The organism is Pseudomonas morbosilactucae (genome assembly GCF_023241665.1).
GTDB classification, from domain to species: domain Bacteria; phylum Pseudomonadota; class Gammaproteobacteria; order Pseudomonadales; family Pseudomonadaceae; genus Aquipseudomonas; species Aquipseudomonas morbosilactucae.
Genome location: NZ_JALQCX010000050.1, coordinates 62,601 through 87,615 on the forward strand (window position 1 = coordinate 62,601; position 25,015 = coordinate 87,615).

Sequence of the window (25,015 nt, forward strand, 5' to 3'; positions counted from 1 at the left end):
CAGCCCCTCAAAACCGGCGTCAACGCCTCGGAACGTTAACCGCTCGCTGCAACCCTTCGCTACTCGCCGGCCCCGTTCATGGGCGCCGGCCCTCGTGTTTCATGCCCCTGATTGAGAGAGCCTCACTGACCATGCCCCCCACAGATCGCCCCCTAGACGGAGCACCACCATCGGAAAAGCAGAGCCTCTGGTTTCTGTCGATCCTCAGTGCCTTGATGGCCTTTGCGTCCATTTCAACCGACCTCTATCTCCCTGCCATGCCCGCCATGGCGACGTCGCTGCATGCCGACGCGGGCCAGCTGGAGCTGACGATTTCCAGCTACCTGATCGGCTTCAGCCTTGGGCAGTTGGTATGGGGCCCCATCAGTGATCGATACGGCAGGCGCCTACCGATCGCCCTGGGGTTACTGCTCTTTATCGCCGGGTCCGCCGGCTGCGCACTGTCGAGCACCGCGCCGATGATGATCGGTTGGCGTGCGGTGCAGGCTGCTGGGGCCTGCGCCAGCGTGGTACTGGCTCGGGCGATGATCCGGGATGTGTATGAAGGCCACCGGGCGGCGCAGATGCTGTCTACCCTGATGACCGTGATGGCGATTGCTCCGTTGCTCGGCCCAAGCCTGGGTGGGCTCATGCTCAAGTTCGGTTCCTGGCCATTGATTTTCTGGGCCCTGGCGGCGTTTGGCATGGCGACGGTTATCGCCCTCTACAGCCTCCCCGAGACACTGCCTGCCGAGCGCCGCAATTACGCCCCACTCAGCGGCGCCTTTCGCCGCTACGGGCAATTGCTCAAAGATCGCCGAGTGCTGGGCTACGCCTCTGCCGGTGGTTTTCTCTACGGCGGCATGTATGCCTACATCGCCGGAACCCCCTTTGCCTATATCGACTATTACCACGTCTCCCCGCAAACCTACGGTGTGTTATTCGGCGTGGGCATCGTCGGCATCATGTTGGCCAACCAGATCAACGCCAGGCTGGTTCGCCGGGTCGGCAGCGATCGGCTCATGCGCCTGGGCGCACTATTGGCGGCACTGTCCGGTATCTGCCTGGCCATGGATGCTTGGAGCGAGTTTGGAGGGCTTGCGGGATTGGTCCTGCCCTTGTTCGTGTTCGTCTCGGCGGCGGGCTTGATCGTAGCCAACTCGATCGTCGGGGCGCTGAACAGCTTTCCACATGTCGCCGGTGCAGTATCGGCATTGGTGGGCGCCTTGCAATATGGCACCGGAATCCTGGGTTCAGGCCTGGTGGGGGTGCTCGCAGACGGCAGTCCAAAACCCATGGCAATGGTCATTGCCGTGTTTGGAGTGGCAAGCCTGCTGTGCGCGTTCTGGCTGGTTAAATCGAGCCCGGCAGAGGCCAGCAAACCCCAGCCTGCAGAGCCCTAGGAGGGGGCAGTCGACTGGCGACGACAGCCCCTGGCTCAAACGTCTCAGATCACGTTGCGCCCTTCCACCGGGTAGCCCGGATCGGTGAACCCGTGGGTGGATGCATGGCCCGGCACCACCAGGCTGTCCACCAGTGCTTCGTCATCCGGCCCCAACTCCAGGCCCAGGGCCTGCAGGTAGCTGTCCCAATGGGCCTCGGTGCGCGGGCCTGCGATCGCCGCGCTGACCAACTGATTCTTCAATACCCAGGCGATGGCAAAGGCCACGGACGTGGTGCCGCGATCGGTCGCATGTTGGGCGATGGTCTGCGCGATCTTCAACGACTCGGGGCGCCACTCCGTCTGCTGGATGCGCTTGTCGCCGCGGCCTGCCCGGGTGTCCGCCGGGGGTGGCGCGTCCACGGCGTATTTACCGCTGAGAACACCGCGGGCCAGTGGGCTGTAAGGAACCACCCCGATGCCGTAATGGCCGGCCACTGGCAGTTGTTCGACTTCGGCAATGCGGTTGACGATGTTGTACAGCGGCTGGCTGACGGTCGGCCGCTGGATGGCCAACGAATCGGCGATACGCACCATCTCGGCGATTTTCCAGCCGTGGAAATTCGACACCCCGTAATAGCGGATCTTCCCCTGACGAATCAGGTCGTCGATGGCGCGCAAGCCCTCTTCCATCGGCGCATCGCTCAAGAGGCGGTGGAAATACAGGATGTCGATGTAGTCGGTGCCCAGGCGTTTCAGGCTGGCTTCGACATTCTGCATGATCCATTTGCGCGACTGCCCCTGTTGATTCGGGCCGCATCGGCCGACGACGGATAACCGAACTTGGTCGCCACGACCCAATGGTCCCGCTGAGCCGCGATGGCGCGGCCCACCACGGCTTCGGAGCGTCCTGCGTGGTAGGCATCGGCGGTGTCGATGAAGTTGATGCCAGCGGCCCCCGCCTTGTCGATGATGCGCTTGGCCGTGGCTTCGTCGGTCTCGCCGCCGAACATCATGGCGCCCAGGCACAAAGGCGAGACTTTCAAGGCGCTGCGGCCCAGATAACGGTAATTCATCATTCACCCTCAAAGGCGTTGAACAGGTGAGCTGATCCTAGACCAGCGGGGATTGATGATTAAGGTGCAAAAGAGGGATACGGACATGAGCCAGGCTCATAAATAGCCAATGTCGAGGGACAGAGCCAGGGGCGGGATTGATGAGCCAGGCTCATGACGCCATGCAGGTTATGCCTCTTAATCAATGGATCAGCGTTGCCTACCATGGAGAGGTCTGTTCATTCGTTTCAATTGTTCGAGATATGCAATGAAGACCATCGGTTACGCCGCGCAAACCCCGCAAAGCCCTCTCGCGCCCCTGCGCTTCAATCGCCGCGAGCTGCGCCCCAATGACGTCGCCATGGAAGTGCTCTACTGCGGTGTGTGCCACTCCGATCTGCATACGGCGCGCAACGACTGGGGCTGGACGGTCTACCCTGCCATGCCCGGACACGAGATTGTCGGCCGCGTGACGGCCATCGGCAGCGACGTCAGCCACTACCGGGTCGGTGACGCGGTGGCCGTCGGCTGCATGGTGGATGCCTGCATGACCTGCGACCAGTGCCGCAAAGGCGAAGAGCAACTGTGCCGCGAAGGCAATACCAATACCTACAACGGCAAGGACCGTGTAACGGGCGAAAACACCTTCGGCGGTTACTCCAAGCACCTGGTGGTCCGTGAAGAATTTATCCTGCGCGTCCCCGCAAGCCTGGACCTGGCCAAAGTCGCCCCGCTGCTGTGTGCGGGCATCACCACCTATTCCCCATTGCGCACCTGGAACGTCGTTCCCGGCAGCCGCGTCGGTGTGATCGGCCTCGGCGGCCTGGGCCATATGGCGGTCAAGCTGGCAGTGGGCATGGGGGCCGAGGTGACGGTGATCAGCCGCACGCGGGACAAGGAAGGCGACGCGCTGGCCTTGGGTGCAACACGCCTGCTGCCGTCCAGTGACAACGCGGCCATGGCTGCTGCGGCCTCAAGTTTCGACCTGATTATCGATACGGTGCCGGTCAAGCACCAACTCGATGGCTATGTGTCGCTGCTCGATGTCGACGCCACGCTGGTGATGGTTGGCCAGGTCGGGCCCATGGAAGAACAGAACACCGTGCCGATGATTCTCGGTCGACGGCGCATTGCAGGCTCGCCCATCGGCGGCATTCGGGAAACCCAGGAGATGCTCGACCTGTGCGCCGAGAAGAACATCCTGCCGGAGTGCGAAATGATCCGCATGGACCAGATCAATGAAGCCTTTGAGCGGATGGAGCGCGCCGACGTGCGCTATCGCTTTGTCATCGACATGGGCTCGTTGCCCGCCCCGGAACCAGCCTGACCACTCACCACCGCACCAGGTTCGCGGGTCGAGCGCCAGGCCTGCGAGCACTTCGACTTGGCCATCAGGAACGCTCGATGAAACTGCTCACCGCTACAACCTTCGCCACCCTGCTCTTCTCCGCGGCCGTGGACGCCGACCAGGCTCAGCCGCGCCCGGATCCCAAACCGTCACCCGACGTGCTGGAAGTCACCCCACAGCTTTACCGATACACCACCGACCTGCTGTTCGGCGAAGTATGGAAGCGCGCAGAGCTGCTACCACGGGATCGCAGCCTGATCACCTTGTCGGCCCTGGTCGCCAGCGGCCAGGCCCCGCAACTCACTGGGCACATCAAGCTGGGGCTCGACAATGGCCTCAAACCCAGTGAAATCAGCGCGCTGATCACCCACCTGGCGTTTTACTCCGGGTGGCCGAACGCAATGTCGGCGGCGGGGGTCGCCAAGCAAGTCTTCAATGAGCGAAACATCCCTGCCGACGAGATAGCACCACCCGTCGGCGAGCCCTTGGCCCTCGACCCAGAGAGTGAAGGCAAACGCCGAGCCGCCGTCGAGGTCGGGGTCGGCGGGGTTGCACCGGTGCTGGCGCGCTACACCAATGAAGTGTTGTTCGGTGAACTGTGGCGTCACAGCGACCTCAGCGCCCGCGACCGCAGCCTGGTCACCGTCGCGTCCCTGATCGCCCAGGGCCAGGCGGCACAACTGCCCTTCCACCTCAACCGAGCCATGGATAACGGCCTCAGCCAGGCCCAGGCGGCCGAAGTGGTCACCCATCTGGCCTTCTATGTGGGCTGGCCAAAGGCGATGTCCGCCGTACCCGTGCTCAAGGAAGTCTTCGCGTCACGCGGCTAAGGCTCAGCAGTTCACCGGGCTCTTGCCCCGCGAGAGCGCACCCTGACTGTCAGCCGCTCACTGATGAATGTGCCTCATAAGCCCGTCCCGATTTACTCGGCTAGTTGGAACGGTTGCGACTGGATAAATTGCTTGCCAATCACATTGAACGACCCAGGCAGAGGGCTCAGCCACCCAGCCTTGTCGACTTTTCCCACTGGATTGGAGCGAACAGATGCAGACCCGAACACTAAGCAATGGACTCGAGGTTTCCGCCCTGGGCCTGGGTTGCATGGGCATGAGCGCGGCCTACGGCCCGGCGGCCGACGTCGAAGAGATGATCAAGCTGATCCGTACCGCGCATGAGCAAGGCGTTACGCTGTTCGATACGGCAGAAGCCTATGGCCCATTCGTCAATGAAACCTTGCTGGGCCGCGCCTTGGCGCCCATCAGGGACAAGGTGATCATCGCCACCAAATTCGGCTTTGACATCGACCTGGAAAGCGGCGAACGGCGTGGTGGTACCAACAGCCGTCCGCTACATATCAAGGCGGTAGTGGAGGCCTCCTTGAAACGCCTGCGCACCGAGCGCATTGACCTCCTTTATCAGCACCGTGTCGACCCCGCCGTACCGATCGAGGACGTTGCCGGCACCGTGCAACAACTGATTGCCGAAGGCAAAGTCGGGCACTTTGGGCTGTCTGAAGCCGGTATCCAAACTATCCGCCGCGCCCACGCCGTGCAACCCGTCGCCGCCGTTCAGAGCGAATATTCACTGTTCTGGCGAACCCCGGAGCAGGAACTGTTGCCGGTGCTCGAAGAACTGAAGATTGGCTTTATGCCTTTCAGCCCACTAGGCGCAGGCTTCCTGACCGGGAAGATCGACGAGAACACCACCTTCGACTCAACGGATTTCCGCAACGCTGTCCCCCGTTTCAGCTCCGAAGCCCGCAAGGCCAATGCTGCCTTGGTGGTGGCGATCAAACGCATCGCCGACCGCAAGGGCGCAACGCTGGCGCAAATCGCCCTTGCCTGGTTGCTGGCCCAGAAGCCCTGGATTGTTCCGATTCCGGGCACCACCAAACAGCATCGCCTGGAAGAAAACCTGGCGGCCGTCGAGCTTGAATTGACTCAAGCCGACCTGGTTGAAATCGACTCCGAGGTCTCGAACATCCAGGTCCAGGGCGATCGATTGCCAGCAGCAGCGATGAAAATGGTCGGGCAGTAAGCCTGGCCCTTCGGCTCAACCAATGGACGATCAGCCATGACACAACACACCCCGTATGACATCAGCCGTCGCGGCTTGCTCGCTGCCGCCGCCAGCGTGGCGGCGGTTCCCTTGTTGGCCAGTGCAGCAACCTTTGGGGCGAGCGCAGCACCCAGTATTCCAGCACCCAACGCAGCCCCGCACGCAGCCCAGGTTGTGGGTCGCCGCCGCTTGGGCGCACTGGAGGTTTCATCCCTGGGCCTTGGCGTGCAGAACATGAGCCGCACCTACCAGACCACCCTTCCCAGCCGCCCCGAGATGCTCGCGATCATCCATCGGGCATTCGACCAGGGCGTCACCTTTTTCGACGCCGCTGAAGCCTATGGCCCGCTTGAGGTCGAGCGAATCCTTGGCGAGGGCGTCGCGCCGTTTCGTGACAAGGTGGTGATCGCCACCAAGTTCGGGTGGAACATTGATCCCGAAACAGGAGTGCGCAGCCCCGGCCTCAATAGCCGCCCGGAGCACATCCAGCAAGTGGTGGAGGCCATGCTGAAACGTCTGCGCACGGACCGTATCGATCTGCTCTACCAGCATCGCGTCGATCCCCAGGTGCCCATTGAAGACGTGGCCGGGGCCATCGACGAATTGATCGCCCAGGGCAAGGTGCTGCATTGGGGCCTCAGTGAAATGGGGCTGGGCACCCTTCGTCGCGCCCATGCGGCCAGCCCGGTGACGGCCGTACAAAGCGAATACTCGATGCTCTGGCGGGGGCCGGAAGATGGCGTGCTGTCCACCTGCGAAGAACTGGGCATCGGCTTCGTACCTTGGAGCCCTTTGGGCGTCGGGTTCCTCACGGGAGCCATCGACGCTAAAACGCGCTTTGCAGACGGCGATATCAGGAAGCTGGAAAGCCGCTTCGCCGAGGAAAACCTGCCCGCCAATTTGCAACTCGTTGCCTTGCTGAAGGCCTGGACCAGCCGCAAACAAGCGACGCCGGCCCAGATTGCCCTGGCCTGGCTGATGGCGCAAAAACCCTGGATCGTGCCCATTCCCGGCACCACGCAGATGCCTCACCTGCTGGAGAACATTGGGGCCGCGTCGGTTCAACTGACACCGCAAGAACTCAGCGAACTGAATAGCGCCGTCGCAGGAATCAAGGTCCAGGGCGCCCGCTTGCCGGATACGGTGCTGGCCTACTCCGGCATTGAAGCGCCCAGCAAACCTTGACTGTAAAGAGCGTGCGCTGAGGTCTGCCCGGCCTTGAAAGAGGTGCTCCGGCGTCATCACAACGCTTGAGGGGCGGCCCGGCATCGCCCCTCAAGTCATCAGGTTTCACCTTTAACGGGCGCCGCTACGGTGCCGGAGCGTGCTGAGCAGCAAAAGGCCTTGGCATAGTCTGCGTCGGACACCTGCTCTAGCCATTGAACCGCGTTGCCTTCAAGCAACTCGGCGATTGCGACATGGCTCATGCCATCGCTGGGGGTTGCGCCATGCCAGTGTTTGACCCCGGGCGGTATCCACACCGTGTCGCCCGGACGAATCAGATGGGCGGCCTGGCCGTCCTGCTGCACCAGGCCGACACCAGCCGTCACTATCAGCGTCTGACCCAGGGGATGGGTGTGCCAGGCGCTGCGCGCACCCGGTTCGAAAGTGACTGTACCGCCGCTGACGCGAGCGCCATGGCTGCCCTGGAAGCGACCGTCAACGCGCACCTTGCCGGTGAAGTATTGCGCCGGGCCTGGGGTGGACGGCTGGGAGCCAGCCGGAGAAACCGTCACCCGTGGGTGCACTTCGCCACGAGCACTGAACACCACCAGCATCAGCGTCGCGCCGAGCACTTGCAGCACGCGTGAGTATTGGCGGCGGTGTGCGCTGAGCGCGGGTACGTCAACAGCCGGCATGGGATGTCCTCGAGTGGGGGGGGACGCTAACGGGGGACCCAGCGGTTGAATGTAGCCTTTACGGGTACCTGTGATTAGTCGGTAGAATCCCAATAACCTCATGAACCGGGCTCATCAATGCTTAGGGAAAACGCCAACGACCTGCTTGCCTTTCTCGCCGTCGCCCGAGAGCGCAGTTTCACCAAGGCGGCGGCCAAGCTGGGCGTATCGCAATCGGCCCTGAGCCACACCGTGCGCGGGTTGGAGGCACGCTTGGGGCTGCGCCTGCTGACCCGCACCACACGCAGCGTCTCGCCCACCGAAGCCGGCGAACGGCTGCTGCAAAAGGTCGGCCCGCGGTTCGAGGAAATCGAACACGAATTGACACTGCTCAGTGACCTGCGAGACACCCCCACCGGCAAGATCCGCATCAATGCCATGGACTTCTCGCTGGACCTGGTACTGCGCCCGGTGCTGAAAAAATTCCTCCCGGAATACCCGGACATCTCAGTGGAGGTGTGCTGCGACTACAGCTTTGTCGATATCGCAGCACAAGGCTTCGATGCCGGGGTGCGACTTGGCGAGGACGTCGCCGAAGGCATGATTGCCACGCGAATCGGTCCGGACATCAGCATGTCGGTGGTCGGTTCGCCCGCTTACTTCGCTGACCGTACGCCGCCACAAACACCCCGTGATCTGGTCCAGCACCAATGCAACAACCTGCGTCTGCCCACCAACGGGGGCCTGTACGCCTGGGAGTTCAAAAAAGACAACGAGAGCCTGAACGTCCGTGTCTCGGGGCAAATCATCTACAACGGTATTTATCATTTGCTGGACGCGGCCCTGGACGGTTTTGGCCTGAGTTACCTGCCTTCCGACATCGTCGCGCCGCACCTTGCAGACGGGCGCCTGATCCAAGTGCTGGAAGACTGGAGCCCTTGCTTCCCCGGCTTCCACCTTTATTACCCCAACAGGCGCCAGGCCTCCCCTGCCTTCGCCCTGTTGCTGGAAGCGTTACGTTACCGAGGCTAAGGCAAGGTCTACTGCGCCGCAGCAGTCTCGGCCTGGGCGACGCGCACCTGATCCCCCGAACGCAATCCATCCGGCGGATTGGCAATGACCTGATCGGACGGGCCGACGCCATCGGCGAGTTCGAGGTAGGTGCCGTGGTCGCGGGTCACCGTGACCTGCTTGAGCTGCACCCTCCCATCACCATCGACCGTCGCCACCTGCACCCCCTGCTTGCCAACGATCAGCGCGCTGGGGGGAAGGCTCAGAGTGCTGGGGGCCAGCGTGCCCTCGAACTGCACGGTGGCAAAGGAACCGGGCAACAGCTCTCCACCATGGTTTTCCACGCTGAGTTGCACACGCATGGCGCCCGAACCCACATCCACCGCTTGAGACAAGGATTGCACGGTGGCATCGAAGGTTTTTCCCGGGTGCTCGGGCACGCTGAGCCTGGCGCGACTGCCGGTTTTTACCCAGGCCAGTTGGCGCTGGGGAACGCTGACATACACCCGCAAGCGACTCACATCAGAGACCACGAACAACTCGCTTCCGGCGGTCATGCCGACATTGATCAAGGCGCCGACGTCGGTATTACGGGCCGTCACTACGCCGTCAAACGGCGCCACGATGCGGGTGTAGCCCTGCAGCGCCTGCAGCCGATCCACATTGGCTTGAGCCTCGTTCACCCGAGAGCGCTTGGTGGCGAGATCACCGCGCCGCTCCTCGACTTCCTGGAGCGACACGGCTTCACTTTCACGCAACTGCTCCCAGCGTTTGGCCGTGGTGCCGGCCAGCGCCGTTTCACTGCGGGAGGTGGCCAACTCTGCACGGGCCTGGCGCAGTTGCTGGTCCAGGTCCGGGGCATCGATCTCGGCCAACAGCTGTCCCGCCTTGACCGGCGCCCCGATGTCCTGGTCCCAGCGTTTCAGGTAACCGCTGACCCGTGCGTACAGCGGCGCCCGCGACCAGGCTTCGATACGCCCGGGCAGTTGCAGGGACGCAGGCGTCACCAGGCTGGGCTGGACCAGCGCGACCGTAGCGACGCGTTTGCGCTGGGCGATCTGCTCCAACTGGTCCGCTTGCGAGTGTCGGCTCAGGGTGCCGGCGACGATGATCACACCCGCCGTCGCCAGGGCCCCGAGAATAAACAGGACGCGACCATTCGCGCTGAAGGCTTTCACAGGCATATCAGAGGGCTCCAGGAACAAGGTGCTGCTTGGGTTCAGTACGGAAATCATTGCGGTGCGCCAGGCTGAAAAGCACCGGGACAAACAACAGGGTCGCGACAGTGGCGAACAGCAGGCCGCCGATCACGGCGCGGCCCAGAGGGGCGTTCTGCTCGCCCCCCTCGCCCATGCCCAAGGCCATGGGCAGCATGCCGAGGATCATTGCCAATGCGGTCATCAGCACTGGCCGCAGGCGCGCGATGCCGGCCTCGAGCGCGGCGGCGCTGGCATCACCCAGTGCCTGCAGGCGCTCACGGGCAAAACTGATCACCAGCACACTGTTGGCAGTGGCCACGCCCATGCACATGATCGCCCCGGTCAACGCTGGCACCGATAACGTGGTGCCGGTGGCGAAGAGCATCCAGACGATTCCCGCAAGGGCAGCGGACAGGCCGGAAACGATCACCGCCGGGTCGACCCAGGATTGAAAGTTGACCACGATCAACAGGTAGATCAGCACCACGGCGCCGAGCAGGCCGTACAGCAGGCCGGAAAACGCCCGCTCCATGGTTTGCACCTGGCCCATCAGGTGGACCGTGCTGCCACGCGGCAACTCATCGGCCATTTGCCCGATGATCTGGCGGATATCTTTAGCCACGGCGCCCAGGTCACGGTCTTGGGTGGCCGCATGGACCTGCACCATCGGCTGGACGTTGTATTGGCTGACCATGCCGCTGCCGGTGGTGCGCTCAAAGTCCGCCACCGCGCCGAGCGTCGTCACGTTCACGCTGCTGCCGTTGCCGACCGGCAGGTTGGCCAGCGCCGACAAGGAGTCCAGCTTTGACTGCGGCGTCTGCAGCACGATCGGATAGCTCACGCCATTGGCGGGGTTGAGCCAGTAAGTGGGGGCCACCTGGCTGCTGCCCGCAAGGTTGACGACCAGGCTATTGGTGACATCGCGGGTGGTTAAATTGAGCAACTGGGCCTGGGTGCGGTCGAGGTCGACATTGAACACCGGCGCCCTGTTCGATTGCAGGATCCGTGCATCGGCCAGGCCCGGCACCGTGCGCAGGCGCTTGAGCAACTGCTGTGCGTAGGCGAAGTTGGCTTCGACGTTGTTGCCGCGCACCTGGATATCAATGGGCGCCGGGGCACCGAAGTTGAGAATCTGGCTGACGATGTCCGCCGGAGGAAAGGAAAAGGTGCTGTCCGGGAAGCGCTCAGGCAACAACTCACGCAGCTTCTTTACGTAGTCGGCGGTGGGCTGGTGGCCGGCGCGCAGGGCGATTTGAAAGTCGCCATCCTGGGACCCCATAACCCCAGTGTTGTTGTAGGTCAGGTTGATGTTGCTGGGTGGCAGGCCGATGTTGTCGACCAGGGTGGTGATCTCCTCGGCAGGAATGATGCTGCGTATTGCCTCCTCTATCTGCGCAAAGCGCGAGGCGGTCTCTTCCACGCGAGTGCCCACCGGCACCCGCACATGCATCAGCACCTGTCCGGAATCCACCGAGGGGAAAAAGTTACTGCCAATAAAGGGCACCAGCCCGAACGACAGCATCACCACCGCCATAAAACCCGCAAGGAAGACTTTGCGCCGGCGCAATGCGCCTTCGAGCACCTGCTGATAGCGCTGGCGCAAGCGCTCGAAACGGAGCTCGAAGCCCTTCTGCAGGCGCACCAACGGGTTGCGTGAGGTCGCTTGCGGCGCGCTGTGCAGGGAGTGCGGCTGCAGCAGGTACTTGGCCAGGGTCGGTACCAGCGTCCTCGACAAGATGAAGGAACAGATCATGGCAAAGATCACCGCTTCGGCCATGGGCACGAACAGATAGCGCGAAACACCTTCGAGAAAGAACATCGGAACGAACGCAATACAGATGCACAGCAACGACACGAACGCCGGGGTGACGATCTGGCGGGCGCCATCCACGATCGCAGTCTCGACGTCCTTGCCCTGCTCCAGGTGCCAATTGACGTTCTCGATGGTCACCGTGGCATCGTCCACCAGGATGCCGATGGCCAATGCCAGGCCCCCCAGGGTCATGAGGTTGAGGGTTTCACCCAAGGCCGCGAGGATGATCAACGAGCCCAGGATCGCCAGCGGAATCGACACCGCAATGATCACGGTCGACCGCCAACTGCCGAGGAACAGCAGGATCATCACGCTGGTCAGCGCAGCCGCAATCGCGCCCTCCAGCACCACACCCTTGATCGCCGCCCGGACGAACAGTGATTGGTCGTTGATCGGCTGCACCTTCAGCGCTTCGGGCCAACCCGGCTTGAGGGCTTCGATCTGCGCCCGAATGCCATCGACAATGGCCAGCGTCGAGGCGGACCCGTTCTTGAGCACCGACATCAAAACCGAACGGCTGCCGTCAACGTGGACAATGTTGGTTTGCGGCGCATTGCCGTCATGCACATCGGCGACGTCACGGAGATAGACCGTGCTGCCGTTCACCACTTTGACCGGGATCAGTCCCAGCTCGTCAATCGCTGAAGGCGCCCCATTGAGCTGCAAGGTGTACTCCAGCTCGCCGATCTTTTGGGTGCCAATCGGCACCAGGATATTGTGCGCCGCCAGGGCTGCGGAAACATCCTGGGCCGAGAGCCCCCGGGCCTGCAGCGCCTCCGGGTTGACGTCGATCTGCACCTGGCGCTGCTTGCCACCGTAAGGCAGGGGCATCACCACGCCGGGCACGGTAATCAGGGGCGTGCGCACGGTGTTCATGCCCAGGTCGAAGAGCTGCTGTTCCGACAAACCCTCCCCCGACAGCGCCAGTTGCAGGATCGGCACCGTGGCGGCGTTGTAATTGAGGATCACCGGCGGCTGGATACCCGCCGGCATCTGCCGCAACGCGACTTGCGAGGCCGCGGTGATCTGCGCGTTGGCCACCGCAATGTCGACACCGGGCTGGAAGAAGATCTTGACCACCCCCACGCCCGGATAAGTGTTGGACTCGATGTGCTCGATGTCATTGACCGACGCGGTGAGCAAGCGCTGGAAAACCGTGGAGATGCGCCCCGCCATCTGGTCCGGTGGCAGCCCGGTGTACTGCCAGGCCACGGCAATCACCGGGATTCGAATGTCCGGAAAAATGTCAGTCGGTGTGCGCGAGGCCGTTAAGGGGCCGACGATCAAGACGAGCAATGCCATCACGACAAAAGTATAGGGGCGGCGCAAGGCCAGCATCACGGTCCGTATCAGCACTGATGGCTCCGGTCACTTGATCGACAAAAGTTGAATTCGCTTCAGCGCTTCGACTGGGCGTGCCCCAAGGCAACGTCGATGTGCATGAAGGCGGGGGTGAGGGGGTCAATTGCCTTGAGCGGTGGCCGTCAGGGCAACAAAGCTGCCAAAACTCAGGCTTGCGCCCGCTTCGATCAGGCAGTTGAGCAACTGCGCCATCGGCACGCTCTCAAAGGATTCGGTCATTCGAGCTTCGCTGTCCCAGTAGCCGGTCAGCCACCAAAGACCGGCCTCTCGCGTGCTTCGGCTCAGGGTGTAATCGAGGCATCCAGGCGCCTCTTGAAGCCTTCCGGTGCATGCCTCGATGCTCTCCGTAAACGTCGAATCAAGGGCCTCGAAGAGACGTATTTCAATGGTGTTGACGCATTCGATCGCCATCGGCGGATCCTGCTGAAATTGGCTTAGCGCGAATCTAGCGATGGCCCGACAAGGCGACTACGGCACTCAGTCAACATACGCATATGAGCGCTGCTCATGAATAGGCGCAAAGCCACGTAGCCAGTGGCATGGGCGCCGAGCGTCCGAAGGAACGATACAATTTGAAATCATTGCCAACGGCGCCCCCAGGCAGATCGGCACGCCTTATAAGGGACAGCCCCCCTGCCCCGACCCCGCTTGGTCGGGGCGCTATAGCCTTTAACGTTGTCGCCGATAGTCACTGGGGGAAAAGCCGGTGTCTTTGCGGAAAATACGCGAGAAGTGGCTGGGGTTGGTGTAACCAACCTCGTTCGCCAAGGTCACCACCGTCATTTCGGTTTCCCTTAGCAAGCGACGCGCCTCGCTCATTCTCAGCTTGATTTGAAACTGCGAGGGTGGAAGGCCGACGGCGCGTTTGAACAGCCTGTTGAAGTGGTACTCGCTCATGCCCGCTTGCTCTGCCAGGGCTCCCAGGCTGAACTCCTGCGCCAGGTTCTCGGCCATCCAGCGGGTGATACGGCGTAGTTTGAAGGCCGGAAGCGACGGCGCCGTTTTGCATGAGCCCGGATCGAGTTCGACATAGTGACGGGCCAGGTGCACGCAAACGGCCTGGGCCAGGCCCTGGGTGAACAGAGCGCTGGCGTCGTCGCGTTCTGCCTCACTGCGCAAGCACTGGAGCAGGTGGACCAGCGCCAAGTCTTCAGCGGCAGACACATCCTGAAGTATGGCAAAGGCGGCGTTGGCACCATGGATGTCCCGAAGCGCCTGTTCAAACAACGCCAGATCCAGTAGCACCATCACCACTTCCAGCGGCACCTCGCTTAAGCGCCTCCAGCCAAACTCATAAGGCGCGCCGGCGGCAGTCACAAACAGCGAGCCCGGTTTTATCCGGCTGGTCAGCCATGGGCCATCATCATCGCGTTTTTGGGTTTGCGCTTCACCGGCGGTTACCCAGACGATGAGCGGCTCTGCCACGGTCGGCATCTCGAAGGTCGCCGCGGCATCGGCAAGGGAAAAAACGGACAGCCGCACCTGTCTCCAGGCCGGGCCGCTGGTGGTTCTGGTTTTTTGGCCTGCCGGGTAAGAGTCGAGGCTCTCTACCGACGTCATCTCGGGAACAGACGTGACCTTCAAGGGAACTCTCCTGGTGGACCACGCCGTTGATACCGTCGCAGTGCTGGGCGCGCGCCGTGCAGATCCTGGCACCCAAGATAAAAGCAAAATCGCAACAGGCCCCGCAAACCTGAGGTAGAGCAGCAGGCCTTGCCCGCACAAAATCAGCGCCGTCAGATATTACCGCAACCTAAAAAGGTGGAAAGAATGATCAAGCGCAAGTTGGGCAACAGCGGCCTTGAAGTGTCTGCTCTGGGCATGGGCGTGATGAACCTGAGCTTCGGCACCGGGAACGCTGTGGAACAGAGTCAGGGCATCAAAGTCATCCACGCGGCCATCGAACGAGGCATCAACTTCTTTGACACCGCCCAGGCCTATGGGCCCTACACCAATGAAATCCTGTTGGGCGAGGCCCTGGTCCAGCGGCGCCAGGACGTGGTGGTTGCCACCAAGTTCGGCTTCAAGCTGGAAAACGGTGTAACCGTAGGCACCGACAGTCGGCCAGAGACCATCCGCACCGTGGCCGAAGCCTCGCTAAAGAGCCTTAAAACGGACTACATCGACTTGTTCTATCAGCACCGGGTTGACCCCAATGTACCGATTGAAGACGTCGCCGGGACGCTGAAAGACCTGATCGCTGAAGGCAAGGTTCGGCATTACGGGCTGTCCGAAGCCGGGGCCTCGACGATCCGCCGAGCCCATGCGGTGCATCCCGTCGCGGCCGTGCAAAACCAATACTCCATCTGGACACGAGAGCCCGAAAAAGACGTCATCCCTGTCTGCGAGGCACTCGGTATCGGGCTTGTGCCCTGGGGCCCTCTGGGAACCGGATTCCTCACGGGCACCATCGATGCCAACACCACCTTCGACAGCACGACCGACCTGCGGGCCAATTTCCCTCGGTTCACGCAAGCGGCGATGCAGGCAAACATGCCCGTGGTCGACATGCTGCGCGCCATGGCCGCGAAGAAAAACGCCACGCCGGTGCAGATTGCCCTGGCCTGGCTGCTGGCGCAAAAACCCTGGATCGTGCCCATTCCCGGCATGGATAAAGTCGAATACCTCGATGACAACATTAAGTCTGTGCAACTCCACCTGACCCAGGTTGACCTGCGGGAAATCGACGAACAACTGTCGAAAATCAACATTCAGGGTGGGCGATTGGATGACGGCTTGCTGTCCATGTCCGAGTAAGGATTGCCGGCCCCTCCAGCCATCACCTTGAGCAACAATACGGCCCTGTTCGTACGTGCTATCTGCCAGAGCCCCATGCACCGTTTGCATGGGGTTCCAGAGCATCGCCAGGGGCTTACGGCGTCGGCTGGTCGCTGCGGCTCACTACGGCGCCTATTGAATGCGGTAACCACGACTGGCCCGCTAAGCCCACTAAAAGTCTCCCCTCTGAAAGCTCACTCATTCACCTCCACACGCTTGGCACTGCCCAGCGACCAACCGAAGTTCATGCCGGCCGCCGCCAACAGGATGGCGCTCGCGCCCACCATTTGCAGAACGCCGAGTGGGTGGGCGAACGCCAGCCAATCCACCAGGATGGCAACGATCGGATAGATGAACGACAGCGCCCCTACCAGTGCCGTGGGGATTTTCTGGATGGCGCTGTACAGCAGGGTCGACATCAGCCCGGTGTGCACCACGCCGATAATGATCAGGTAAGTCCAGGCCTCTGTGCGGGACCCGACCGCCGAGAAGTCCACAAAAGGCGCCAGGACCAGAACCCCCACCAGCATTTGGATCAGCACGATCAGGTGCGCAGGCAGCTCCTTGAGACGCTTGGTTATCGCTGCCGCCAGCGCATAGAAAAAGGCCGACGCCAAGGCCAGGCCGACCCCCAACAAGTAATCGGAACCGTTAGCCTGCCCACTGCCCTTGGCCGACACGATCAACAGCAGGCCGGAGAAAGCCAGCAGCAACCAACCCACCTTGACCGCGCTCAAGCGCTCGGCGAAAAACAGTACGCCCAGGCCGACCAGCATAAAGGGCTGGACGTGGTAGACCACAGTGGCGATGGCAATCGTGGAATGGCGGTAGGCACTGAACAGCAGCACCCAGTTGAGGATCAACGCGACCCCGCCCAGGCAGGCCAACAGGAGTTGCCGGGGGCTGATCAACGAGCGACGCAGCACGCCGAGTGCCAGGCATGCCACCAGCATCGCCATGGCGCCAAACACGCAGCGCCAGAACACCACCGCCTCCGGGCTCTGGCCCGACATAACGACGAACCAGCCCACCGTGCCAGAGATCACCATGGCCGAAATCATTTCCACTGTCCCACGGGTTTGCGGCTGCATCAGGTACGGCTTCCTTGCGGCTGGCATTGCCCTGACCGCCGCCCTCTTTCGTTGGCTGGCACCGGGCAACACGAATTTTATAATGAACAATTAGTCACTATACTGAACACGCCGTATCAGAGCGTCAACCCAGAATCGGATGACTTAACAAACAAATGACCGATATAACGAACAACCAGGCAAGCAACAACCCCAGCCGAATTGACCTGCTGGCCCTGTCGATCAAGCACGAGCGCCTGTCAGCCGGGCTTTCGTTGACTGAATTGGCGAAACGCGCCGGGGTGGCGAAATCAACCTTGTCCCAGTTGGAGTCGGGGATCGGTAATCCCAGTATCGAAACCTTGTGGTCGCTGGCCACCGCCATGGGCTTGCAGGTCACTCGGTTCTTCGAGCAACCCCAGCAGCCCCTGCGGGTGATCCGCGCCAACGAAGGCCTGACCCGCTATTCCGAAACCGCCCGTTATGCCGCGACGCTGCTTGCGGACTGCCCGGTTGGGATCCAGCGCGATATTTACCGACTCAAGGTGCAGCCCGGCGAAGTACGCCTGTCTCAGCCCCACCCACCCGGCACGGTGGAGCACGTGGTGCTGTGCACCGGCAGCGCCCATATCGGCCCGGCCAGCGGGCCTGTGCTGCTGCACGCGGGCGACTACATCAGCTACCTGGCGAACGTGCCCCACGTGTTCGAGGCCCTTGAGGCAGACACCACGGCGGTGATGGTGATCGAGCATTCCTGAGCGGATCGAGCACCGCCCTCCCCTGACATCACTGACCCGACAACGGCAACAGCGCCCTTACTTCGCTGGGTGTCTGGCGGTAATGGGCCTTGAACGCCCTGGCAAAGTGAGCCTGGCTGGTGAAGCCATGGCGGTAGGCGATTTCGCCGATATCCAGGCCCAGGCCCCGTGGGCTGCTCAGCAGGTCATGGGCCTGTTGCAGGCGTTTTTCCAGGATAAAGCGGCTGGGCTGGGTATCTTCCAGGGCGAACAGACGGCTCAGGTGCCGAGGTGAAATCCCGGTTTGCGCGGCCACCCGCTCGCAGCTCAGGTCCGGGTCGGCCAACTGCTCGTTGATGCACTGCTTGGCCGCCAACAGGTAAGAGGCGCTCAAGGCATTGATCCGTCGCTCGCCCACCTGCCCAGCGATCAGGCTGCCCAACAGCTCGAACGACTGGTTTTGATAACACTCCGCGTCCTGGCTCAACGGCTGCTGGAAAAACCCACGGGTGCGCTCGCCCAGTGTGCGCAGCAACAAACGCTGCACACCGCTTTGCCCACCAATCTTCAACGGACGATCGAAACGCTTGAGGCAGCGCTCGGCGAACAACGCCTGGGGAATGTCGAAAATGAACTGGCGCATCGGCCCGGAGAAACCGAACAGGTAAGGCTTGTCGGTGCGGTAGACAATCACCTCGCCGGGCTCGAGCAACTGGCAGCCGCCATCCTGATAGAAAAACGAAGCGCTGCCGGTGACAAAGGACACGAACACCGACTCCTTGGGCACCGTGCGGATCATCGAGCTGTCCCGCTCGACCACGTGCTCGTTACCCTGGATATGCGCCAGGCGCATGCCCTCCAGTTGCAGGTTGTCCTGGCTGGCAGCAAAACCGCTTTCACAAAATGAGCTGCATTTGAGGCCGACCAGCGTGGAGGCGTTGTAGTCCTCCCAGAAGGCCAGCCGTTGATCCGGGGCGATGCTTTGGGTGCAGGCATGCCGGGTTTCAAGCAAGGCGCATGGAGACATTTTTATTCTTCTCATGGGCTGGAAGTTCCCGGTCAGCAAGGCCCTGACCGGGTACCGAGGCCGCGCCACAGGGCGGCCGGAGCGATTCATTAACATATGAATATTAGGCCCTGTCAACTTGAAACGTTGCCGCTCCGGGCCGCTCGTCTGGGTAAGAATCGTGCCAGACGCCTGTAGAAAAAACCTCGTCCGATCCAGTCAACAATCCCGTCCGATTCGATAAAACCCCGCCCCCTCGCCACGCCTAAAGTCGCCTCGACTCCCCCCACAACAAAGAGGCCGACCATGCCCGAAGCCCCCCGCCGTGAATTCTGGAAAGACCTGCAACCTATCGCCAACTGCTTCAAGCCGGACGCCAAGCCCGAGGTCTACCTGCCCAATGCCGCCAGCGACGACCTGAAGCTGTACGTGCCCTTCACCGACACCGTGTCCTCGCGGCCGCTGTGGATCTCGCCCAGCGAGAACCGCTGGTGCGACATCTTGATGGCCAGCAGCGCCGGACTGGTGAACCGGCATTACCACCCCCACGAAGTGTTCGCCTACACCCTGTCCGGCAAGTGGGGCTACCTGGAGCATGACTGGACCGCCACCGCCGGCGACTTCGTCTACGAGACCCCGGGCGAAGGCCACACCCTGGTGGCCTACGAGCACGAGCAACCGATGCGCGCGTTTTTCATCGTCAAGGGCCCGCTGATCTGGCTCGACGAGCAAGGCGAGCCGGAGGGTTATTTCGACGTGCATTCCTACATCGCCCTGTGCCGCGCGCACTACGAAAAGGTCGGCCTCGGTGCGGCCTACATCGACACCCTGTTTCGCTGAGTTTGCGACTTTCACCTGCCCCTCTCGCGGAGAACGACCATGGCTTACAACAACAATAAAGCCGGTTACGAGAACATCCTGCTGGGCGTGCTGTTCCTGACGTTCGGCTTCGTCTTTTTCGATCGCCTGGCCCTGTCCTTCCTGTTTCCGTTCATGGCTGACGAGCTGCAACTGAGCAACAGCCACCTGGGCATGCTGTCGTCGGTCCTGGCCCTGGCCTGGGCAGTGTCCGGTGCGCTGGTCGGGGCCTGGTCGGACCGGCGCGGCAAACGCAAGCCGCTGCTGATCATCGCGGTGATCCTGTTTTCCCTGTGCTCGGCGCTGTCGGGGCTGGTCACCGGGTTTCTCAGCCTGCTGCTGTTCCGCGGCATCATGGGCCTGGCCGAAGGGCCGATCCTGCCGCTCTCCCAATCCTTGATGGTGGAAGCCTCATCGCCCCATCGCCGAGGCCTGAACATGGGCTTGCTGCAAGGGTCGGCGGCCGGGCTGCTGGGGGCGGTGATCGGGCCGCCGGTGTTGATCGCCCTGGCCGAAGCCTATGGTTGGCGCCACGCCTTTATCGTCTCGCTGATCCCCGGGCTGCTGATTGCCCTGCTGATCTGGCGCTATGTGCGTAACGATGCACCGCTGGCCCCCGCCACCACTGACCGCAGCCAACCCCCAGTGAATCGCCTGGCGCTGCTAAAGAGCCGCAACATCGTGCTCTGCACCCTAATCAGCTGCGTGTTCCTCACCTGGTTCGTGATCCTGATCTCTTTCACCCCGACCTTTCTGGTCAAGGTCCGCGGTTACAGCCCGGCGAGCATGGGCACGGTGATGAGTTGCCTGGGCGGCGCCTGGGTGCTGTGGGGCTTCGGCGTGGCGACGATCTCCGACCGCTTCGGCCGGCGTCCGACCCTGGTGCTGTTTTCGCTGATTGCCGCCTGCTGCCCGATCGCCCTGCTCTACGCCGACAGCCCGATGCTGATGGGCGCGCTGATGCTGCTGACCTATACGGGCCTGGGCTGCTTCACCCTGTTTATGGCGACCATTCCCGCGGAGACCGTGCCCCGGGAAGTCATGGCCACCGCCCTGGGCATGATCATGGGCATCGGCGAACTGGTGGGCGGCTTTGTCTCGCCGACCATCGCCGGGTTTGCCGCCGACCGCTTCGGCCTGTCCATCGTCATGTGGATCGCCTGCGGCGGCGCCTTGCTGGCCGCGCTGCTGGCCCTGTTCCTCAAGGAAACCGCCCCGGCAGTACTCGCTCGTGGCCGCCGTGCCGAACCCTCCGCGTCTTGCGCCCTGCAAGGAAACCAGCCATGAAAGCACTGCGTTGGCATGCCGCCCGCGACCTGCGCCTGACCGATCTGCAACTGCCGGAGCCCGGCCCGGGCGAGGTGTTGCTTCAGGTTGCCTATTGCGGCATCTGTGGCAGCGACCTGCACGAATACGCCGACGGCCCGCACTCGATTCCGCAACAGGTGGCGCACCCGCTGTCCGGTTGCCGTGCGCCCCTGACCCTCGGCCATGAATTCTGTGGCCAGGTCCTGGCCCTGGGCCCAGGCGTCGACCAGGTGCAGGTGGGCAGCCGGGTGGCGGTAGAGCCCGAGTATCGCTGCGGCGATTGCCAGTACTGCCGAGCCGGCCAGTACAACCTCTGCCAGTCCATGGGTTTTATCGGCCTGATGGGCGATGGCGGTTTCGCCGAGCAGGTGCTGGTGCCGGCCTACATGCTGCACCTGCTGCCGGACTCGGTGAGCTTCAAGCAGGCCGCGGTGCTGGAACCGGCGGCAGTGGCCTTTCACGCGCTGAACCAAAGCAGCCTCAAGGCCGGTGACAGTTGCGTGGTGTTCGGCCTCGGCCCTATCGGCCTGCTGTTGATCCTGTTGGCACGCCTGCGCGGCGTGGAACGGATCTACGCCGTGGACATCAGCCCGGAACGGCGGCAACTGGCCCGCGACTTCGGCGCCCTGGAGGTGCTCGATGGCCATGCCGAAGACCTGCCGCAACGCCTGCATCACCTCAGCGGCGGCGGCTTCGACACCGCCTTCGAAGCCGCTGGCAGCCAGTCGACCCTGAGCCTCGCCCTGCAGGCACTGCGCAAGGGCGGCGAGGTGGTGCTGGTGGGGTTGATGGGCCAGGTCAGCATCGACGCTTTCCACCTGGTCAACAACGAACTGCGCCTGCTCGGCAGCGTGGGCTATCGCCATGCCTATCCGCCCCTGATCGAACTGCTGGCCAGCGGCCAACTCGACCTGACGCGCGTCATCACCCGCTGCGTCACCCTTGACCAAGCCGTAGCGCAGGGCTTCGAAGCGCTGTTGCAGGACAAAAGCCAGATCAAGGTGATTGTGGGTGGGGAGCGCTGAGCCTCAAGCGTTGAGCTTCAAGCCTCAAGCTCGCCACTTGAGGCTTGAAGCTCGCAACTACCACCGACCCAACAACAATAAAAACGAGTAACGCCCATGAACACCCTTCCCCTGCTGTGCCCGCTGCTTGCAGCGCTTGTGTTCACTCCGCTGTGCCAGGCCGATGTACCGAGCCGTGAAGGCCCGTTAGCCGGGCTCGGTGAGCAATTGGCCGCTTACGGCATTCAACCCCATGTGCAGTTCTGGAACCTGTCGATGAAGAATTTCGACACCGGGCCGCGGGAGCACAGCGTCGGCAACAGCGGCGACCTGTTCGTCGGCGCCGATGTCGACCTGAACACCCTCGCTGGCCTCGAAGGCGCGAGTGTTCATTTCGAGGAAACCCTGTTCATCCTCGACACCGCCACCGGTCAGCCGACTTCACGTAACTGGCAAGGCGCCGCCGGCAGTTATTTTGCCGGGGCGCCGATCCACAACGACATCACCAGCAACCAACTGAGCCTGCTGACCTACCAGCAGACCTGGCTCGACGGCCAGCTCGACATGAGCCTGGGGCGCACCAATGCCCGGCGCTATTTCTATATCTACAACTGCGAAACGGTGGTCACCTGCAACGACCCGATCATTGATTCGTCCACCGGCATCCTGCCGCCGCCCTATGGCAGTTGGGGCGGCTACCTGAAGTACCAGCCGACACCCGGTTTCTATGTGCACGCCGGTGCCTTCGAGTCGAACCCGGCGGACTACCTGAAAAAGCGCAAGGGCCTGGACTTCAGCACCGACGACGCCAGCGGCACCAGCCTGCTGCTGGGCATCGGCAGCAAGAATGACGGGGCCTACAGCGCCCACTACGAACTCAACGGCTACTACAACACCGCCAACCAGCAAGACCCGCTGACCGGCGCCAGCGAGCACGGCACCCACGGTGCCTTCTTCAAGTTCCAGCAAGGCTTCTGGCGGGCCGACGGCGGCCGGGGCACCGCCCCCCAGGCGCTGTTGGCATTTGGTTCGCTGTCGGTGGCCGCCGATGACAAACAGCCCTTCAGCCATTTCGCCGAGGCCGGCCTGACCTACCTCGCGCCCTTCGACCGCCCCCAGGACAAGCTCAACCTCAAGGCCAGTTACCTGCGCATCAACGACCACCAGTTGCGCTTCCAGCAACAGGCACGGATCGCCAACGGCGGCGACACCCGCCTGGGCGAGCGCAATGTCTACGCCATCGAGGCCAACGGCCACTTCGCCCTGACTCGGCACCTGGCGCTGGAGCCCAGCGTCCAGTACCTGATCAACCCGGACAACTTCTACAACCCAGAAGCTCGCGAGCTGAGCGGCAACGGCTTTGTCGTCGGCCTGCAAGTCATGTTCGACGTCGGCGCGGCCCTGGGCCTGTAAACCTGCTTCCTACTGCCAACGAGGTATCTACCATGACTGATTCTGCGCCACGTTCATTCGACTACATCGTGGTCGGTGCCGGCTCGGCCGGTTGCGTGCTGGCCAATCGTCTGTCGGCCGATCCGCAGACCAGCGTCTGCCTGATCGAGGCCGGCCCCAGCGACCGCAGCCTGTTTCCTGGCGCCTATGTGCGCACCCCGGCGGGCATCATCCGCCTGATCGCCAACCCGAAGTGGAACTGGATGCATCAGTTCAGTGCCCAGGCGGAGAGCGGCAACCGCCCGATCCCCTGCCCCCGCGGCCGGCTCTGGGGCGGCTCCAGCGCCATCAACGGGATGATTTACATCCGCGGCCACCGCAACGACTACGACCGCTGGGCGGCGGCCGGCAACCCGGGCTGGAGCTACGACGAACTGCTGCCGTACTTCCTGCGCTCGGAACACTTCGAGCCCGGCGCCTCACCCTGGCATGGGCAAGGCGGCGAACTCAACGTCGCCGCGCAGCGCAGCCCCAGCCCGATCAACCCGGTGTTCTATCAGGCCGCCAAGGAACTGGGCTGGCACTACAACCCGGACTTCAACGGCGAGGAACAGGAAGGCTACGGCCCCTTTCACGTCACCCAGATCAACGGTGAACGCTGCAGCGCCGCGCGGGCCTTCCTGCACCCGGTGCTGTCGCGTCCCAACCTCTGCGTCTTGAGCTCGACCCTGACCCACCGCGTGCTGCTGGACGGCGATCGTGCCTGCGGCGTCGAGGTCAGCCAGGAGGGCACCGTGTTCCAGTTACAGGCCCGACGCGAAGTGATCCTCAGCGCTGGCGCCATCAACTCACCGCAAATACTGCTGCTCTCCGGCATCGGTGCCGCCGCCGAACTGCAGCGCCATGGCATCGCCCAGCGCCACGAACTGCCGGGGGTCGGCCACAACCTGCAAGACCATCAAGACGTAGTGCTGATGTACCGCTGCGACAGCGAGCTGACCTACGGTGTGTCGGCCAAAGGCCTGCTCCCCCTGGCCCGCTCGCCCTGGCAATACCTGAGCCGACGCCGCGGCCCCATGACCTCCAACACCGTGGAATCCGGCGCTTTTCTGCGCCTGCAACCCGAGGATGCCGCGCCGGAACTGGGCCTGATCGTCGCCCCGGCGCTGAAGAACCAGCCACAGCGTCTGGTGCCATTCGGCCATGGCGTCAGCCTGCACATCGCCGTGATGCACCCGCAAAGTCGCGGCCAGGTCCGGCTGCACTCCGCCGATCCCCGTGACAAGCCCGTCATCGACAGTCACTTCCTCAGCCACCCGGAGGACCTGCGCAAACTGGTAGAAGGCGTGCGCCTGGTGCGCAAGCTGACGACGAGCAAGGCATTCGCCCAGCGCCTCAAGGGCGAATTGATACCCGGCCCCCAGGTCGAGAGCCAGGCGCAGATCGAACAATGGGTCCGCGACAACCTCGGCACCGTGTTCCACCCCGTCGGCACCTGCAAAATGGGCCACGACGCGCTGGCGGTGGTCGACGACCAACTGCGGGTCCACGGCCTGCAAGGCCTGCGCGTGGCCGACGCCTCGATCATGCCCAGCCTGACCACCGGCAACACCAACGCCGCAGCCATCATGATCGGCGAAAAAGCCGCGGACCTGGTGCTGGGTAAAACACCGCCCACCACTCGCCCACTCGCTCGTCTAGAGCAACAGGTGCCTTCGTTGGCTGTGGGGTAAAAAGCGCAGGTGCTCGTCAGGGGTGGGTCTTGGGGTCAGTGAATTTGGTGCGCCCGATAGGGCGCATCAAACCGACAGCCAGGGT

At 62.7% G+C, this 25,015-nt stretch carries 19 protein-coding genes and 2 pseudogenes; 13 read left to right on the forward strand and 8 right to left on the reverse strand.

Annotation, left to right across the window (positions count from 1 at the left end):
- Window positions 1-131 precede the first annotated feature (131 nt).
- Window positions 132-1,382, forward strand: a complete 1,251-nt coding sequence (locus M1B35_RS24060) for a Bcr/CflA family multidrug efflux MFS transporter (RefSeq protein ID WP_268263303.1) — start codon at window positions 132-134, stop codon at window positions 1,380-1,382.
- Window positions 1,383-1,426: 44 nt separating this feature from the next.
- Here M1B35_RS24060 and M1B35_RS24065 read toward each other — a convergent pair.
- A pseudogene (locus tag M1B35_RS24065) lies at window positions 1,427-2,436 on the reverse strand (aldo/keto reductase).
- A gap of 247 nt (window positions 2,437-2,683) precedes the next feature.
- Here M1B35_RS24065 and M1B35_RS24070 point away from each other — a divergent pair.
- From M1B35_RS24070 to M1B35_RS24085, 4 genes are all read left to right on the forward strand, one after another.
- Complete coding sequence (locus M1B35_RS24070) at window positions 2,684-3,742, forward strand: NAD(P)-dependent alcohol dehydrogenase (RefSeq protein WP_268263304.1); 1,059 nt, start codon at window positions 2,684-2,686, stop codon at window positions 3,740-3,742.
- Window positions 3,743-3,819: 77 nt separating this feature from the next.
- Window positions 3,820-4,593, forward strand: coding sequence for a carboxymuconolactone decarboxylase family protein (locus tag M1B35_RS24075; protein ID WP_268263305.1), 774 nt, complete (start codon window positions 3,820-3,822; stop codon window positions 4,591-4,593).
- A 214-nt stretch (window positions 4,594-4,807) separates the two neighbouring features.
- Window positions 4,808-5,800, forward strand: coding sequence for an aldo/keto reductase (locus M1B35_RS24080; protein WP_268263306.1), 993 nt, complete (start codon window positions 4,808-4,810; stop codon window positions 5,798-5,800).
- 36 nt (window positions 5,801-5,836) lie between these two features.
- Window positions 5,837-7,006 carry an aldo/keto reductase gene (locus M1B35_RS24085; protein ID WP_279653884.1) on the forward strand — a complete coding sequence of 390 codons (1,170 nt, stop codon included), beginning with the start codon at window positions 5,837-5,839 and terminating at the stop codon, window positions 7,004-7,006.
- Between the two features lie 98 nt (window positions 7,007-7,104).
- Here M1B35_RS24085 and M1B35_RS24090 read toward each other — a convergent pair whose 3' ends face one another.
- Window positions 7,105-7,599, reverse strand: a complete 495-nt coding sequence (locus M1B35_RS24090; protein ID WP_268263325.1) for a (R)-mandelonitrile lyase — start codon at window positions 7,597-7,599, stop codon at window positions 7,105-7,107.
- A 198-nt stretch (window positions 7,600-7,797) separates the two neighbouring features.
- Here M1B35_RS24090 and M1B35_RS24095 point away from each other — a divergent pair, with 198 nt between their 5' ends.
- Window positions 7,798-8,691, forward strand: coding sequence for a LysR family transcriptional regulator (locus tag M1B35_RS24095; RefSeq protein ID WP_268263307.1), 894 nt, complete (start codon window positions 7,798-7,800; stop codon window positions 8,689-8,691).
- Window positions 8,692-8,699: 8 nt separating this feature from the next.
- On the opposite strand, the gene M1B35_RS24100 is transcribed toward M1B35_RS24095, so the two are convergent.
- The 4 genes from M1B35_RS24100 to M1B35_RS24115 all read right to left on the reverse strand — a co-directional run bounded on the left by M1B35_RS24100 (window position 8,700) and on the right by M1B35_RS24115 (window position 14,628).
- Window positions 8,700-9,854: an efflux RND transporter periplasmic adaptor subunit gene (locus tag M1B35_RS24100; protein WP_268263308.1), complete on the reverse strand. Its 1,155-nt coding sequence runs from the start codon at window positions 9,852-9,854 to the stop codon at window positions 8,700-8,702.
- Window position 9,855: 1 nt separating this feature from the next.
- The gene (locus M1B35_RS24105; RefSeq protein ID WP_268263326.1) at window positions 9,856-13,035 is read right to left on the reverse strand and encodes an efflux RND transporter permease subunit; all 3,180 of its coding nucleotides are present in this window, start codon (window positions 13,033-13,035) and stop codon (window positions 9,856-9,858) included.
- Window positions 13,036-13,143: 108 nt separating this feature from the next.
- Entirely contained in the window at window positions 13,144-13,455 is a 312-nt protein-coding gene (locus tag M1B35_RS24110) for an antibiotic biosynthesis monooxygenase family protein (RefSeq protein WP_268263309.1), read from the reverse strand.
- 258 nt (window positions 13,456-13,713) lie between these two features.
- Complete coding sequence (locus M1B35_RS24115) at window positions 13,714-14,628, reverse strand: helix-turn-helix domain-containing protein (protein WP_268263310.1); 915 nt, start codon at window positions 14,626-14,628, stop codon at window positions 13,714-13,716.
- A gap of 186 nt (window positions 14,629-14,814) precedes the next feature.
- Here M1B35_RS24115 and M1B35_RS24120 point away from each other — a divergent pair, with 186 nt between their 5' ends.
- Complete coding sequence (locus M1B35_RS24120; protein ID WP_268263311.1) at window positions 14,815-15,801, forward strand: aldo/keto reductase; 987 nt, start codon at window positions 14,815-14,817, stop codon at window positions 15,799-15,801.
- Between the two features lie 215 nt (window positions 15,802-16,016).
- Here M1B35_RS24120 and M1B35_RS24125 read toward each other — a convergent pair whose 3' ends face one another.
- Window positions 16,017-16,913: a DMT family transporter gene (locus M1B35_RS24125; RefSeq protein ID WP_268263312.1), complete on the reverse strand. Its 897-nt coding sequence runs from the start codon at window positions 16,911-16,913 to the stop codon at window positions 16,017-16,019.
- 155 nt (window positions 16,914-17,068) lie between these two features.
- Between M1B35_RS24125 and M1B35_RS24130 the strand changes: the two genes are divergently transcribed.
- The gene (locus M1B35_RS24130) at window positions 17,069-17,650 is read left to right on the forward strand and encodes a helix-turn-helix domain-containing protein (protein WP_123333286.1); all 582 of its coding nucleotides are present in this window, start codon (window positions 17,069-17,071) and stop codon (window positions 17,648-17,650) included.
- Between the two features lie 28 nt (window positions 17,651-17,678).
- Here M1B35_RS24130 and M1B35_RS24135 read toward each other — a convergent pair whose 3' ends face one another.
- Entirely contained in the window at window positions 17,679-18,656 is a 978-nt protein-coding gene (locus M1B35_RS24135) for an AraC family transcriptional regulator (RefSeq protein ID WP_123333288.1), read from the reverse strand.
- 285 nt (window positions 18,657-18,941) lie between these two features.
- Between M1B35_RS24135 and M1B35_RS24140 the strand changes: the two genes are divergently transcribed.
- From M1B35_RS24140 to M1B35_RS24160, 5 genes and pseudogenes are all read left to right on the forward strand, one after another.
- A complete protein-coding gene (locus tag M1B35_RS24140) occupies window positions 18,942-19,475 on the forward strand; it encodes a 2,4'-dihydroxyacetophenone dioxygenase family protein (RefSeq protein WP_123333290.1) in 534 nt (177 codons plus the stop codon).
- 39 nt (window positions 19,476-19,514) lie between these two features.
- Entirely contained in the window at window positions 19,515-20,780 is a 1,266-nt protein-coding gene (locus M1B35_RS24145) for an MFS transporter (protein ID WP_123333292.1), read from the forward strand.
- On the forward strand, window positions 20,777-21,826 hold the full coding sequence (locus M1B35_RS24150) for a 2,3-butanediol dehydrogenase (RefSeq protein ID WP_123333295.1): 1,050 nt from the start codon (window positions 20,777-20,779) through the stop codon (window positions 21,824-21,826). Before M1B35_RS24145 ends, M1B35_RS24150 begins: the two co-directional genes overlap by 4 nt.
- A gap of 96 nt (window positions 21,827-21,922) precedes the next feature.
- A complete protein-coding gene (locus M1B35_RS24155) occupies window positions 21,923-23,218 on the forward strand; it encodes a carbohydrate porin (RefSeq protein WP_123333297.1) in 1,296 nt (431 codons plus the stop codon).
- 32 nt (window positions 23,219-23,250) lie between these two features.
- Window positions 23,251-24,923, forward strand: a pseudogene (locus M1B35_RS24160) (GMC family oxidoreductase); the annotation flags it as partial.
- Window positions 24,924-25,015: the final 92 nt, after the last annotated feature.

Excerpts from the sequence above, each read along its gene's own strand:
- M1B35_RS24060 (WP_268263303.1), top strand. The coding sequence starts at position 132 with ATGCCCCCCACAGATCGCCCCCTAGACGGAGCACCACCATCGGAAAAG.
- M1B35_RS24070 (WP_268263304.1), top strand. The coding sequence starts at position 2,684 with ATGAAGACCATCGGTTACGCCGCGCAAACCCCGCAAAGCCCTCTCGCG.
- M1B35_RS24075 (WP_268263305.1), top strand. The coding sequence starts at position 3,820 with ATGAAACTGCTCACCGCTACAACCTTCGCCACCCTGCTCTTCTCCGCG.
- M1B35_RS24080 (WP_268263306.1), top strand. The coding sequence starts at position 4,808 with ATGCAGACCCGAACACTAAGCAATGGACTCGAGGTTTCCGCCCTGGGC.
- M1B35_RS24085 (WP_279653884.1), top strand. The coding sequence starts at position 5,837 with ATGACACAACACACCCCGTATGACATCAGCCGTCGCGGCTTGCTCGCT.
- M1B35_RS24090 (WP_268263325.1), bottom strand. The coding sequence starts at position 7,599 with ATGCTGGTGGTGTTCAGTGCTCGTGGCGAAGTGCACCCACGGGTGACG.
- M1B35_RS24095 (WP_268263307.1), top strand. The coding sequence starts at position 7,798 with ATGCTTAGGGAAAACGCCAACGACCTGCTTGCCTTTCTCGCCGTCGCC.
- M1B35_RS24100 (WP_268263308.1), bottom strand. The coding sequence starts at position 9,854 with ATGCCTGTGAAAGCCTTCAGCGCGAATGGTCGCGTCCTGTTTATTCTC.
- M1B35_RS24110 (WP_268263309.1), bottom strand. The coding sequence starts at position 13,455 with ATGGCGATCGAATGCGTCAACACCATTGAAATACGTCTCTTCGAGGCC.
- M1B35_RS24120 (WP_268263311.1), top strand. The coding sequence starts at position 14,815 with ATGATCAAGCGCAAGTTGGGCAACAGCGGCCTTGAAGTGTCTGCTCTG.
- M1B35_RS24125 (WP_268263312.1), bottom strand. The coding sequence starts at position 16,913 with ATGCAGCCGCAAACCCGTGGGACAGTGGAAATGATTTCGGCCATGGTG.
- M1B35_RS24130 (WP_123333286.1), top strand. The coding sequence starts at position 17,069 with ATGACCGATATAACGAACAACCAGGCAAGCAACAACCCCAGCCGAATT.
- M1B35_RS24135 (WP_123333288.1), bottom strand. The coding sequence starts at position 18,656 with ATGTCTCCATGCGCCTTGCTTGAAACCCGGCATGCCTGCACCCAAAGC.
- M1B35_RS24140 (WP_123333290.1), top strand. The coding sequence starts at position 18,942 with ATGCCCGAAGCCCCCCGCCGTGAATTCTGGAAAGACCTGCAACCTATC.
- M1B35_RS24145 (WP_123333292.1), top strand. The coding sequence starts at position 19,515 with ATGGCTTACAACAACAATAAAGCCGGTTACGAGAACATCCTGCTGGGC.
- M1B35_RS24150 (WP_123333295.1), top strand. The coding sequence starts at position 20,777 with ATGAAAGCACTGCGTTGGCATGCCGCCCGCGACCTGCGCCTGACCGAT.
- M1B35_RS24155 (WP_123333297.1), top strand. The coding sequence starts at position 21,923 with ATGAACACCCTTCCCCTGCTGTGCCCGCTGCTTGCAGCGCTTGTGTTC.